The organism is Flavobacterium notoginsengisoli (assembly GCF_042686225.1).
GTDB classification, from domain to species: Bacteria; Bacteroidota; Bacteroidia; order Flavobacteriales; family Flavobacteriaceae; genus Flavobacterium; species Flavobacterium notoginsengisoli.
Window position 1 is genome coordinate 141,810 of sequence record NZ_JBHUOT010000014.1, and the last position, 13,352, is coordinate 155,161.

Consider the following 13,352-nt stretch of genomic DNA (forward strand, 5'->3'; position numbering starts at 1 on the left):
CAGCTTTTTTATTTTGAATTAATTCCTTTTATTCTGTAATAGGTGCACCTGCTAAGATTTCAGCATTGGCAAATTCTTCAAATTTGGCAAAATTAGCTTTGAATTTCTGAGCTAATTCTAACGCTTTTTTATCGTATAAATCTTTGTCTTCCCAAGTATTTCTAGGATTTAGAATTTCTTCCGGAACATTCGGGCAAGATTGTGGTTTTGCAAGTCCAAATACTTTGTGATTTACATACTCTACATTGTCTAATTCTCCTTTTAAAGCAGCAGTAATCATAGCACGAGTATATTTTAGTTTCATACGGCTTCCTGTTCCGTAAGGACCACCTGTCCAACCTGTGTTGATCAACCAAACTTTTACGCCTGCATCTTTCATTTTTTTGCTCAACATTTCAGCATAACGCGTTGGGTGCAAAGGCATAAATGGTGCTCCAAAACAAGCAGAGAAATTAGGCTGAGGCTCTGTTACACCTGCTTCTGTTCCAGCCACTTTTGCCGTATATCCGGAAATAAAGTGATAAGCCGCCTGACCTGGAGTCAATTTTGAGATTGGAGGCAAAATTCCGAAAGAATCAGCCGTTAAGAAAAATATATTTTTAGGATTATGTCCAACCAAACCTGGCTGTACATTATCAATATGAGTTATTGGGTAACTTACACGTGTATTTTGTGTAATAGAAACATCGTCGTAATCTACTTCGTTTGTTCCTGCTTTGAAAACCACATTTTCTAAAAGCGCTCCTTTTTTGATTGCTCTAAAAATATCCGGTTCATTTTCTTCTGTCAAGTTGATTACTTTAGCATAACAACCGCCTTCAAAATTGAAAACCGTATTTTCGTTTGTCCAGCCGTGTTCGTCATCTCCGATTAATTTACGTTCCGGATCAGCAGATAAAGTTGTTTTCCCTGTTCCTGATAATCCGAAGAAAATTGCTGTATCACCATCTTCCCCAACATTGGCGCTGCAGTGCATTGGAAGTGTATTTTTGAAAACTGGAAGAATGAAGTTTAAAGCAGAAAAAATTCCTTTTTTCATTTCTCCAGTATATCCTGTTCCTCCAATTAAAGCTATTTTTTTAGTAAAATCTAAAATTGCAAAATTAGACTGTCGCGTTCCGTCTACAGCAGGATCTGCCATAAAACTTGGAGCACAAACTACTGTCCATTCTGGAGTAAAATTAGCCAGTTCCGATTCTTCTGGCCTTAAAAACATATTGTAACAGAACAAATTTGACCAGGCTGTTTCGGTTACAACACGAACATTCAGTCTGTAATTTGGATCAGAACATACATAAGAATCACGAACAAAAACTTCTTTATCCGATAAAAATGCTGTTACTTTATTATAAAGCTTTTCAAAAGCTTGTGGTTCAAACGGGATATTTACATTTCCCCACCAAACCTGGTCTTTGGTGATATCATCTTTTACGATAAAACGATCTTGTGGAGAACGACCTGTAAATTCGCCTGTATTAATTGCTAATGCTCCGGTAGAATTCTCGACACCTTGCCCTGACTGCAAAGTAATAGCATGTAATTCATCTGCAGATAGTTGGTAACGAACTTTTGCATTTTCAATTCCTAAGTCTTTTAACGAAATCGATTGCGCGAAAACTGTATTAGTGTCCATAAATTTAAGTTATGTTGTGGTTTTTTGTTTAAAGCAAAATTACAGATTAATTCTTATCCCTCTTAAAATAATTAAATTTCACTTTGATTTATATCAAAAAAGAGAAATTTCACTTTAAAAATTACAAAAAGAAAAAAATAACCGCTTTTAATTTACTTATTTAAAACCTTCTGACGGAATTTGTTATATTATTTTTGTTTTACAACAGAAAATAGAAAAAATTCACATAATGAAGATTATATGTTATTTATGAGACAAAATTAAAGATTAATTCTTAGACAGAATTTTTTTTTCGGGATTTTATGATTTTCGCTTCAAAATCGTAAAGAATAATAGCGCCCAACCAATAATTAATAGAAAACCACCTATTGGAGTTGCGAATACTATAATCTTAGAATAAAACAAAGTGTAGTCTTTTGTAGCAACTAAATAAATAGAACCACTAAAAAGGATAACTCCGGCAACTACTAAATTATAGATCCATTTTAATGTTTTTTCGGCAATGTCTTTTTGAGTAGCTAAAAAGAAAAGAAAAAGAGCGTGATACATTTGGTAACGAACGCCAACTTCAAAAGTATTTAACTGATCAACTGAAAGATATTTTTTTAATAAATGAGCTCCAAAAGCACCCAAAATAATTGCTAACATCCCTATAAAAGCTCCAGTAAGAACAAGTTTTCTTTTCATGATTTATACTTTTTGAAATTTGAAACAAAAATACTTCAAACAAACTAAAAAACCACTTTTCATTTGACATTATTTAGAATAAAATCAAATTATTTTTTTTCGGGAATTTGAAAAATAAATTCAATTTTATTTAATTTCAATTGTTATATTTATAACATTTAAATATATTTGTGTTAAATATTTAAAACATGAGAAACGTTTTAATAATTGGAGCAGGAAGATCTGCATCGTCATTGATTCGGTATTTATTATCAAAATCAAGCGAAGAGAAACTACATATAACTGTAGCCGACCTTTCTTTGGATTTAGCGAAAGCGAAAATAGAAGATCATCCAAATGCTACTCCGCTTGCCTTAGATATTTTTAATGGTGAAGAAAGAAAAAAGGCAATTCAAAATGCCTCGATAGTTATTTCTATGCTTCCCGCGCACTTGCACATTGAAATTGCAAAAGACTGTCTGGAATTCAAAAAACATTTAGTAACCGCTTCTTATATTAGCGATGCCATTCAGGCATTAAACGAAGAAGCCGTAAAAAACAATCTGATTTTCATGAACGAAATTGGTCTTGATCCCGGAATCGATCATATGAGCGCTATGAAAGTGATTGACGAAATCAGAGCAAAAGGCGGCAAAATGTTGTTGTTTGAATCTTTCTGCGGCGGACTTGTAGCGCCTGAATCTGACAACAATCTTTGGAATTATAAATTTACTTGGGCGCCTAGAAATGTGGTTTTGGCCGGACAAGGCGGCGCTGCGAAGTTTATTCAGGAGGGAACTTATAAATATATTCCGTACAGCGCTTTATTCAGAAGAACTGAATTTCTGGAAGTAGAAGGTTACGGGAAATTTGAAGCGTATTCGAACCGTGATTCCCTTAAATACAGATCGATTTATGGTTTAGATGATATTCTGACTTTATACAGAGGAACTATCAGAAGAGTAGGTTTTTCAAGAGCCTGGAATATGTTTGTGCAACTCGGAATGACAGATGACAGCTACACTATTGAAGGTTCTGAAAACATGAGTTATCGTCAGTTTATCAATTCTTTTCTTCCCTATCATCCAACAGATTCTGTGGAAATCAAAACCAGATTGATCTTAAAAATCGATCAGGACGATATTATGTGGGATAAACTTTTGGAACTGGATTTATTTAACCCAAACAAAAAAGTAAATCTTCCGAATGCGACTCCGGCTCAGATTTTACAAAAAATCTTAACCGACAGCTGGGCTTTAGAACCAGATGATAAAGATATGATTGTCATGTATCACAAATTTGGATACGAACTTAATGGAGAAAAGAAACAAATCGATTCGAAAATGGTCTGCATTGGCGATGACCAAACTTATACTGCAATGGCAAAAACGGTCGGACTTCCAGTTGCAATTGCTACATTGTTGATTTTGAATGGAAAAATAACAACTTCTGGCGTTCAGCTTCCAATAAAAAAAGAAGTTTACGAGCCGATATTAAAAGAATTAGAAGAATACGGAGTTGTTTTCAACGAACAAAAAGTACCATATTTTGGATATAATCCAGATTTGTTTTAATCTGGATTCTGCATGTTTATTTTAGAATTTTTTTTTTAATTAGTTTTTAATTTTATCCGCTTCTACTCACATAGAAGCGGATTTTTTTATTTAAAAGACAATTTAGTGGTTTTCAATTTCCAAAAATGGTTGGTGGAAAATCCATTTTCTGATAGCTTGCTCTTATTACCTTAGACTTTTTTGGTGTTTCTTCAGCTTGAATTGTTATAGGTAAACTGTACAGAACCCTAACCGACTGCCCCATTTGAGAACCTGGAATCCATACTGGAGAAAGTTTTAAAGTTCTAATCGCTTCTTCACCTATTCCGTAACCCAAATCTTTTACAACTTTAAATTCAGATAAGCTACCATCTTTTTCTACTATAAATTGTACGAATATTTTTCCGTCAATTTTATTCTTTGAAGCTTCCTCTGGCATTTTAAAATTTTTACCAATGAATTTATAGAATTCAAGTACTCCGCCCGGAAACTCCGGTTTTACCTCTATTGGATCTACAATAATATCGGTCGGGTTTGTCCCATCATCATTTGAAGACGGCGAAGGAATAATTTTATTTTGATCTGCCATCGATTCCTTACTTTTATTTTCTGGAATCACATTTTTATTTTCATCCTTTGAAACAACAGCAGTTTTAGCAGGAGTCGTTTCAGCAGTAACCTCAACCGATTTCACTTCTTTTTTAGATTCCTGTGCCACAGTTTTAACACATAAAAGAACTATTAAAGTCGTAAATACAGGAATAACGGCAATTTTTCTGAAGAATGCCCCGTTTCTTGAAGTGCTTTTTGTCATCATAATTAATCGTTTTTTTGTTACTAAATAATTCAAATTACTGGCCAAGTAAATCGTTTGATTACCGCTTCCTTTTTGCAAAAGCAAATTTTGATAAAACGGAACATCATTATATGTTTTCACAATTTCCTGATCGGCAAGAAATTCATGATTAAGCTGTATTGCTTTTTTATAAAAGATAAAGAGCGGATTAAACCAAAAAATAACCTTTAAAAACTCAACAAACAAGATATCCAGCGTATGTTTTTGGGTTACATGAACCAATTCATGCGTGTACAATTCGGCTTCAATATTTCGATTTTTGTACTCATCAGAGTTGACAAAAATATAACTCAAAAAAGTATGAGGCAGGATTTTGTCATCAATCAAAACCAACTTCGAATTCTTGAAGTTCACAATTGGATTTCTGTTTGATTTTGACAGAATTGCCCAAATATTTCTGCCAAATCTAATCGTCATTAAAAATGTGACTAATCCATACAAACTCCATAAAAAAATCAATATATAATCAATCTTTTCTTCACTTTGAATTTTAGTAATCCCAGCCTCATCCATACTAATTTGGCTTGATAAATTCATTGGTACTTCTTTAATAATTTCAAATGAAACAAACGGAACCGCGAACGAAACTACAATTGAAAAAAGCAAAAAGAACCTATTAAATTGATGCATTTTTTCCCGCTCCAGTATCAAGTGATAAAAAACCAGAAAAACGCTTAATACAATCGTCGATTTTATAAAAAAGGCTGTCATTTTTTCTTTTTTTGAATTTCTGAACCAATTATTTTTTGATCTTTATTTGCCTTTTTTATGAATGTTTGAGCTATATATTTAGGAGAGTTGTTCAACATTTCAACCTTAGTTGTTTCCAGATTTTTTTGAAATTTTTCGCGTGTAATTCTCGTTTGCTCTTCTGTGGGCTGTCCTTTTATCCAAGTAGTTTTAAACTCTTTTTTGGCATATTTTTGAGGAAATCTCTCCAATCTGTATTTTTCAAAAAACTTTTGAGTATATAGGTAGTAGGTATTACTTTCTTTACTTGTTTTTTCGAATTTCAAATTTACTTTTTGATCAGAAAAATAAGCAATCTCATTTCTTTTTAGATTATTTAAACCTGAATTACTGATTCTTTTGTTATTAAGCCAAATAGTATATTGGCTGTTATTTTTCCATTTTTCGAATTGACTGTTACTTGGTATTTGTTTACTAATAAATGGAGTTGAATAGGCACCTAAATATTTTCTTTTAGTATCGCTATCCAGATTTTCATAGACCGCACTTATTTTTTTATTCTCTATCTGATCATTAATCGTTATTCTGATTCCTGAATAAATATAGCCCCTTCTCTTATCTTGCAGTTCTTGTGACTTTGACAATTTAGAAGGAAAAAAGTCAACACATAAAGTAACAATAAGTCCCGTAAACACTATAATGAGCACAGATTTTATCATTACAGCTTTTGATTTTGATGTGATTTTTGTCATCATAATAAGTCGTTTTTTGGTTGCTAAAAAATTTAAATTACTCGTTAACAAATTAGGCTGTACAGCACTCGTTTTATTTAATAACAGATTTTGATAAACAATGACATTAGAATGTTTGGACAATACGTTTTCATCTGCTAAAAATTCATGATTGAGCTGAATTGCTTTTTTATAAAAACTAAAAACAGGATTAAACCAAAAAATAATCTTCAAAACTTCAATAAAAATCACATCTATTGTATGTTTTTGTTTCACATGGGCAATTTCATGCGTAAATAATTCTTGCTCTATTTCCCGATTTTCAAAATCCTTCTGGCTGATATAAATAGTATTCCAAAAAGTATAAGGCAAGTTATTTTCTGAAAGCAAAACCATTCTTGTATTCTGATACAGAATAACTTTAGACACTTGCGCTTTATGTATTATCGTATAAATGTTGTAAATAAATCGAAAGCTTAGCAGCAATGTAATTACAAGATAAGCTACTTCTAAAACAGAAATCCAATAATCAACTTGTAAATCTGTTTTGACATTTGTCATTTCTACCTGAATCGGAAGCTCTTTATTTGTTATTGTTTCTAACGGAATTACATTTTTATACACTGCAGGAATCTCTCCCTGAACTTCAAAAGATATAAAAGGAACTGCCATCGAAAACAACAAACTCAGCAGCAAAAAGTATCTGTTAAAACGGAACATTCTTTCTTTTTCAAGAAACAAATGATACGCAGCCAACAGAATATAAAGGCTAATTGTCGATTTAATTAGAAAGTCAATCATTTTTTCTTTTTTTGAATTTCAGAATCAATTATTTTTTTAAGATCCTCCAATTCTGAAGCCGACAAATTGGTTTCAGTTGTAAAAAACGAAGCAAACTGTGAAGCCGAATTATTGAAGAAATTACTAATCAATCCTTTCACATGTTTCGAAAAATAATCTGTTTTCTTTACTAACGGATAATATTCACGTGAATTTCCAAATTCGTTATACGCCACAAATTTCTTATCGATCATTCGTTTCAAGAGCGTCGCCACTGTTGTTGTAGCCGGTTTTGGCTCCGGATACGCTTCTAGCAAATCTTTCATAAAAGCCTTTTCAAGCTTCCATAAATGTTCCATCAATTGTTCTTCTGCGTTTGATAATTGCATCATTCTTTAATATTTTCAAGTTTTTCTAGTTCTGGTAATTCCATTTTATAAGTTTCCACGTTCCATTCAACATTCATTTTTGCTGCATATTCGGCCATCGTTCCAAGTCCGACTTCAGCACGTCTTTTATCCACATTATCCGGATCTGCCAAAGGGGATACGTACCATTTATTGGTATTTTTATTTCTTGCCACCTGACTCCCGTAGATTTGCTTTCTTCCTTCTCTCAAAGCCACTCTGTCTTCCAGATAAGCAAGGTTGGCCGGAGTTGCATTACCGTTTTTAACTGCTTCTCTCATCATGGGTAAATATTTTTGCTGATATTTTAAATCAGAATGCTGAATAACCAAAAACAAAGTTTGATTTCCCTGCGTTCCCACTACATCTTTCCCAACCCAACCTCTTTCATCCAGTATTTTCATCACCTTAATGAGATTAATACTGTCTTTCTGATTCATTATTTTACCAATGCTGTCAATTTTCTTTTTATCAGGTTTTGGAGCTTTATAAACATTCATAAATTCTCCGCGAATGCCCTGATCTTCTGCATAAATCTCCAAAAGTTCTTTTTCCAGCGGTTTATCATATTTAGCGCTAAGAATATCTACTTTCTTCTGAAGTTTACTAATTGTCTTTTCCCACTTTTTAGTATCGTGTAAAGATTTTAAATCATTGTCTATCTTGATATGCGCAATATTTTCATATCCGTTATCAATTGCTAAATTCAGCCATTTAAAAGCTTTTTTATTTTCTTTAGTCAAAGCAGCAGAACATCCTGCATTATATAAATCTTTAGAATCCTTCTGTTCTATCTTAAAAGCTTTTGTGTAATAATCAACAGATGATTTATAATTTTTCGCATCATAACAGGAATCTGCTTTTTTAACCCAGTCTTTATACGTTTGAGCCTGACTCAAAACACAATTCATTACTATAAAAAAGAAAATCAATAGTTTGTTCATAGATTTTAACTTAAAAATTTATTTTTTGTTCTGAGATCAATTCTCCTTTGTCGTATTTTCTAATCTGAAATAATTTTCCTTTATCCGAATAAAACTTCCATTCTCCAAAATAAAACCAATGTGATTCGGTTTCGTTTACTTCCAATTTGGTTTTTCCTTTCGATTCGAGTTTTCCGTTTTCGTAGTAACTTTTTACAACACAGATTCCGTTTTTATATTTCTCTGATTTGTATAATTTCCCGTTTATAAAAGTCTTCCATTTTTTAACAGGTAAATCATTTTTGTAAAATTCGACAGATTTATACGTAACACTATCCTGAACATAAACGTCAACCCATTTCCCCTCTTTCTTTTTATCAATCTTCTGATTAAGTGTCGATTTACATCCCAAAAATGAAAGCAGGATTATCATTAAAAGTATTTTTCTAATCATTTCAATTCTACAATTATAGATTATGCTCTACAAATGTAGAATTAATTTTCAAATAAAAAAGTTTTTTTTTAAGTTTCTAAGATGTAAGATGCTGAGGCTCTAAGATTTCCCTCTAAACTAAAGGTTTTGCCTTTTTATGCTAAAATAAATCTTAATGAATTTACAGCTTTACTTCTCTAAGTTAAAAAACTTAGAACCTCAGTACCTTAGCACCTCAGAATCTTTTAAAAAGAAAGTAATTCAAGCGTTCTTTCCACTTCTTCAAAATTCACGTAGAAATCTTCTTCTTTTTGAATACCTACAACAAATCCGTAGTTTAGATTTTGCATATCAGTAGTTATTTTCAGAACACCGCAAAAACGGCTTGGAGGCTGTAGAGCCAAAACAGAAGCGCCTGGTTCAAGTACCATTAAACCATGCATAAGATGACTGCCTTCAATTCCGACAATAGTTTTCGCTCCAACACAGGCAGCAATAATTTCCTGTACAGTATGTTTGGTAACATCCACTATTTTAAATCCGTATTGATCACGTAAACGCTCAGCAATTTCAATTTCGTTTAACATGATTCTGGTTTTACCCGAATTACGACGCAGTATAAAAACTCCGGGATGAGAACTTCCAGAGAACTTTGAAAGTAACATTTGCTTATTCTGATCAAACAATTCCTGCTTTTTTCTATTATTTCCCCAATCATCATCAATAAAAACAGCGTCTTTTATATAAGCTCCATTGGTTCTGTAGGGATTCATCCCCAACAATCCCTCATATTCAAACATATGCGAACTGGTAAATATATTAGTGGTAACAGGTATTCCTTCAGTGGCTGCTAATTTGTAGTTCGTACAATCATCTGTTAACCAAAGTCCGAAAAACTCATTACCATCGTAAGAACTATAAATGGATGCGTTTTTTATTTCGGTATCAATTGCAACCGGCGGAAAATAGTTCTTCTGATTACTAAGTTTATTACGATGATGAAATAAAAAACGATGCAGTCCTTTATAAACAGAACCGTTTATCATCCAGATATCTTTGAGCAGATAAGCACGTGTAGATTCATGATTTATTGTACTTCCACCCTGCATCATAAGTTCTGGATTATCAGTATATGCAGTTCCTGTAACACGATCAAGCTGACCGTCTAAAAAATAAGCCTTTTTTGAAACTGTAGTACTTCCCGGCGCAATTTCCCAGGATTTTAAAGCCAAACTCTCCAATACTTTTCCCTGACGAAACATATTATGAGTTCGCTCTAAACCTTTAAGATATTTCGTGTAACCAATAGGCGAAAATCTAATCTTTTTCTCAACTAAGTCCATTTACCCGCATTAAATTAATATTAAAATAACATTAGAAAACTTTACAAAACAGAATTATAAACAATATTACGCGGGGCTTGATAATAATATTTTCAAATTTAACTTAATTTATTAAACAAAACACAAATTAAACATTAAAATTAAAATAATAAATTCTACTTTTTAAATTCCGTATAGAAAATTCCAAATTTCAAATTTTAAAAAACCTTAAAACAAAAAAATCCGCTCATTTCTGAACGGATTTTGTATGTATTCAACTTTCTCAAAGTTTTAAATCTTAAAAAACTTAGCGTCTTAGCGCCTTTGTGGCAAAAAAACTTATTTACTTAATTCCACAAAATACTTATAAAACAACGGAATAGTCTCAATACCTTTCAGATAATTAAAGATTCCGAAATGCTCATTTGGCGAGTGAATTGCATCGCTGTCCAAACCAAATCCCATTAAGATCGTTTTACTTTTTAATTCTTTTTCAAACAAAGCCACAATCGGAATACTTCCACCGGAACGAACCGGAATTGCAGGAACTCCAAATGTTTCTGTATACGCTTTATTTGCTGCCTGATAACCAATGCTGTCAATTGGCGTAACATAACCCTGACCACCGTGATGAGGCGTTACTTTTACCGTAACTCCAGCCGGAGCAATGCTTGTAAAATGTTTGGTAAAAAGTTCTGTAATCTCTTCCCATTCCTGATTTGGAACCAAACGCATCGAGATTTTAGCAAAAGCTTTGCTCGCAATAACCGTTTTAGCACCTTCGCCAGTATAACCGCCCCAGATTCCGTTTACGTCTAATGTTGGACGGATTGAGTTTCTTTCATTCGTTACATAGCCTTTTTCACCATAAACATCAGCAATGTTTAAAGCATTTTTATATTTTTCTAAGCTGAAAGGCGCTTTTGCCATTTCGGCTCTTTCCTCAGCAGATAATTCCTGAACTTTATCGTAGAATCCCGGAATCGTAATATGATTGTTTTCGTCGTGAAGTGAAGCAATCATTTTGGCCAGAATATTAATTGGATTTGCCACAGCGCCACCGTATAAACCAGAATGTAAATCGCGGTTTGGCCCTGTAACTTCTACTTCAACATAACTCAAACCTCTTAAACCTGTTGTGATTGATGGTTGTTGATTCGAAATCATTCCAGTATCTGAAATCAGGATTACGTCGTTTTTCAGTTTTTCCTGATTGCGTTCTACGAACCAAGCCAAACTTGCCGAACCTACTTCTTCTTCGCCTTCGATCATAAATTTTACGTTGCAAGGCAAATTATTCGTTTGCACCATATATTCTAACGCTTTTACGTGCATGTACATCTGACCTTTGTCGTCACATGCGCCGCGTGCGAAGATGGCACCTTCTGGATGAATATCTGTATTTTTAATTACGGGTTCAAAAGGTGGTGAAGTCCATAATTCTAATGGATCTGGCGGTTGAACATCGTAGTGACCATAAACTAAAACCGTTGGAAGATTTGGATCTATAATTTTCTCTCCGTAGATAATTGGGTAACCTGGAGTGTCGCAAGTTTCGACAAAATCGCATCCTGCTTTTGATAAACTTTCTTTTACAGCCTCTGCTGTGTCAATAACATCTTGAGAATATGCAGTGTCGGCACTAACCGACGGAATCTTTAGTAATTCGATCAATTCGTTGATAAACCGATCTTTATGTTGTTGAACGTAGGACTTAATATTTTCCATTTAAATTATTTTTATAGAAAACCAAAAGTACGAAAAAGAGAATTAAAAAAAATTTTCAAAAAATGCTTTGATAATTCAAAAGTATGCCTATCTTTGCACCCACAATTACCGCGGATATGGTGAAATTGGTAGACATGCCAGACTTAGGATCTGGTGCCGCAAGGCGTGTAGGTTCGAGTCCTATTATCCGCACTAAAAAAGCTTCTGAATAGATTTTTCAGAAGCTTTTTTGTTTTTACCCTTTTCTAAATTTTTAAATCTCATTGAATTATTTTTTTATATTTGATAACCATCAATGTATAGACTTAAAATTGAAGTTTACATGCCAGATATAAAATCAGTACAATCTGTTAAATTAAAAATTCTAGCTGAAAGAACTAAAATAGAAATAACTTCTGCTACAGGTTTTTTATGTGAATACAAGGAAAAATTATTTCTTATCACTAATTGGCATGTAGTCAATGGAAGAAATAATTTTACTAAAGAGCTTTTAGATAAAAAACATGGTGCATTACCAGGCTTTCTAGATCTACAATTAACCTATATACAGAAAGCAGAAAATGATAATTTCATTACTTACATACTTCCTTTTGAACAGTCACTTTTCTATTACAACTCAGATGAAGATTTTTATGACGAAAGTAAACCTCTATGGATTGAACATGATAGAAAAAATGAAATAGATTTAGTCGCTATAGATTTAACACAATTTAAAAATGTATGTTCATTGCCAGGTTTTAAATTGATGGCATATAACATTGAGGAAGAAATATCATACACCCAATATACAACAGGCATTTCAGTTATGGATAAAGTATTTATAATCGGATATCCTCTTAGCTCTGGACTTTCTCCAAATGAATACCCTATTTACAAAGGAGCTACAATAGCAAGCGAAATGAAAAACAATGATGAACCTCCAATCATTTTTATTGATGGAAAAACCAAAAGCGGTATGTCTGGATCTCCTGTTATTTTGAAACATGAATTTTCAGGATCTGTTGAAGGAGATGCTCTTTTTGGAAAAACTCAACTTATTGGAGTGTATTCTGGAAGAGAAAGCACCTCTCCTGACGTAACTGAAGCCGAGTTAGGAATAGTTTGGAAACTTGAACAATGCTTATTACCTATCTTAGAAAAAGCGATTAAATCGTAATTCATTCGAAAACAAGACTTCTCATAAAGATTCATCCTTATTTGACATCGTGATAAAAGCAAAGTACATGACAACAAAATAAATCTTTTTATATCCTTATTTTTTAAAAAGCATTATATTTCAAACATAGCCCGTGGTTTCAACCACGGGAGACAAAGATTGTCGACAATGATTGCGCTTCAATGGTTAAAACCATTGGCTATGTTTGAGACCCAAAAATCAGTCTAGTTTTGTCATTTCGAGGAACGAGACCCGAGCGATAGCGAAAAGGCGAAGCAAATCACACTATCCCGAAGCCTCGGGACGCAAAGCATGTCGCCAATCTTTGTCGATAAACGAGTGCGATTCCTCGTTCCTCCTTTAGATTTGTTTTTTGAAATTTTAAGTAGATTTATGATTGAGAAAGGAAGCAAAAGTAAACTATTCGGTCCTCCGAGCTTATGACTCATATTTCGATTAAGACTTTAGCTTCCC

At 33.1% G+C, this 13,352-nt stretch carries 11 protein-coding genes and 1 tRNA gene; 3 read left to right on the forward strand and 9 right to left on the reverse strand.

The genetic code is table 11. The features are described from left to right. Nucleotides 1-28: 28 nt before the first annotated feature. Nucleotides 29-1,633 (reverse strand): phosphoenolpyruvate carboxykinase (ATP), encoded by a 1,605-nt coding sequence (gene pckA / locus ACFS3A_RS24605; protein ID WP_379828204.1) that lies wholly within the window; start codon nucleotides 1,631-1,633, stop codon nucleotides 29-31. 300 nt (nucleotides 1,634-1,933) lie between these two features. Next, nucleotides 1,934-2,320 (reverse strand): DUF423 domain-containing protein, encoded by a 387-nt coding sequence (locus tag ACFS3A_RS24610; protein ID WP_379828205.1) that lies wholly within the window; start codon nucleotides 2,318-2,320, stop codon nucleotides 1,934-1,936. A 188-nt stretch (nucleotides 2,321-2,508) separates the two neighbouring features. Between ACFS3A_RS24610 and ACFS3A_RS24615 the strand changes: the two genes are divergently transcribed. After that, on the forward strand, nucleotides 2,509-3,873 hold the full coding sequence (locus tag ACFS3A_RS24615; RefSeq protein WP_379828206.1) for a saccharopine dehydrogenase family protein: 1,365 nt from the start codon (nucleotides 2,509-2,511) through the stop codon (nucleotides 3,871-3,873). A gap of 112 nt (nucleotides 3,874-3,985) precedes the next feature. Here ACFS3A_RS24615 and ACFS3A_RS24620 read toward each other — a convergent pair whose 3' ends face one another. The 7 genes from ACFS3A_RS24620 to ACFS3A_RS24650 form a co-directional block, all read right to left on the reverse strand. Beyond that, nucleotides 3,986-5,245: an energy transducer TonB gene (locus ACFS3A_RS24620; RefSeq protein ID WP_379828207.1), complete on the reverse strand. Its 1,260-nt coding sequence runs from the start codon at nucleotides 5,243-5,245 to the stop codon at nucleotides 3,986-3,988. Between the two features lie 170 nt (nucleotides 5,246-5,415). Beyond that, entirely contained in the window at nucleotides 5,416-6,930 is a 1,515-nt protein-coding gene (locus ACFS3A_RS24625; RefSeq protein WP_379828208.1) for a M56 family metallopeptidase, read from the reverse strand. Continuing rightward, nucleotides 6,927-7,301: a BlaI/MecI/CopY family transcriptional regulator gene (locus ACFS3A_RS24630; RefSeq protein WP_379828209.1), complete on the reverse strand. Its 375-nt coding sequence runs from the start codon at nucleotides 7,299-7,301 to the stop codon at nucleotides 6,927-6,929. The genes ACFS3A_RS24625 and ACFS3A_RS24630 overlap by 4 nt, the downstream gene beginning before the upstream one ends. Next, complete coding sequence (locus ACFS3A_RS24635) at nucleotides 7,298-8,260, reverse strand: DUF6624 domain-containing protein (protein WP_379828210.1); 963 nt, start codon at nucleotides 8,258-8,260, stop codon at nucleotides 7,298-7,300. The genes ACFS3A_RS24630 and ACFS3A_RS24635 overlap by 4 nt, the downstream gene beginning before the upstream one ends. 10 nt (nucleotides 8,261-8,270) lie before the next feature. After that, entirely contained in the window at nucleotides 8,271-8,693 is a 423-nt protein-coding gene (locus ACFS3A_RS24640; RefSeq protein ID WP_379828211.1) for a hypothetical protein, read from the reverse strand. A gap of 224 nt (nucleotides 8,694-8,917) precedes the next feature. Beyond that, nucleotides 8,918-10,015, reverse strand: coding sequence for a glycosyltransferase 61 family protein (locus tag ACFS3A_RS24645; protein ID WP_379828212.1), 1,098 nt, complete (start codon nucleotides 10,013-10,015; stop codon nucleotides 8,918-8,920). Nucleotides 10,016-10,333: 318 nt separating this feature from the next. Continuing rightward, nucleotides 10,334-11,722, reverse strand: coding sequence for a dipeptidase (locus ACFS3A_RS24650; protein ID WP_109191519.1), 1,389 nt, complete (start codon nucleotides 11,720-11,722; stop codon nucleotides 10,334-10,336). A 110-nt stretch (nucleotides 11,723-11,832) separates the two neighbouring features. On the opposite strand from ACFS3A_RS24650, the gene ACFS3A_RS24655 reads away from it, so the two are divergent. After that, a tRNA-Leu gene (locus ACFS3A_RS24655) sits at nucleotides 11,833-11,914 on the forward strand. Between the two features lie 130 nt (nucleotides 11,915-12,044). Then, complete coding sequence (locus tag ACFS3A_RS24660) at nucleotides 12,045-12,878, forward strand: trypsin-like peptidase domain-containing protein (protein WP_379828213.1); 834 nt, start codon at nucleotides 12,045-12,047, stop codon at nucleotides 12,876-12,878. The last annotated feature ends 474 nt before the right edge of the window (nucleotides 12,879-13,352 follow it).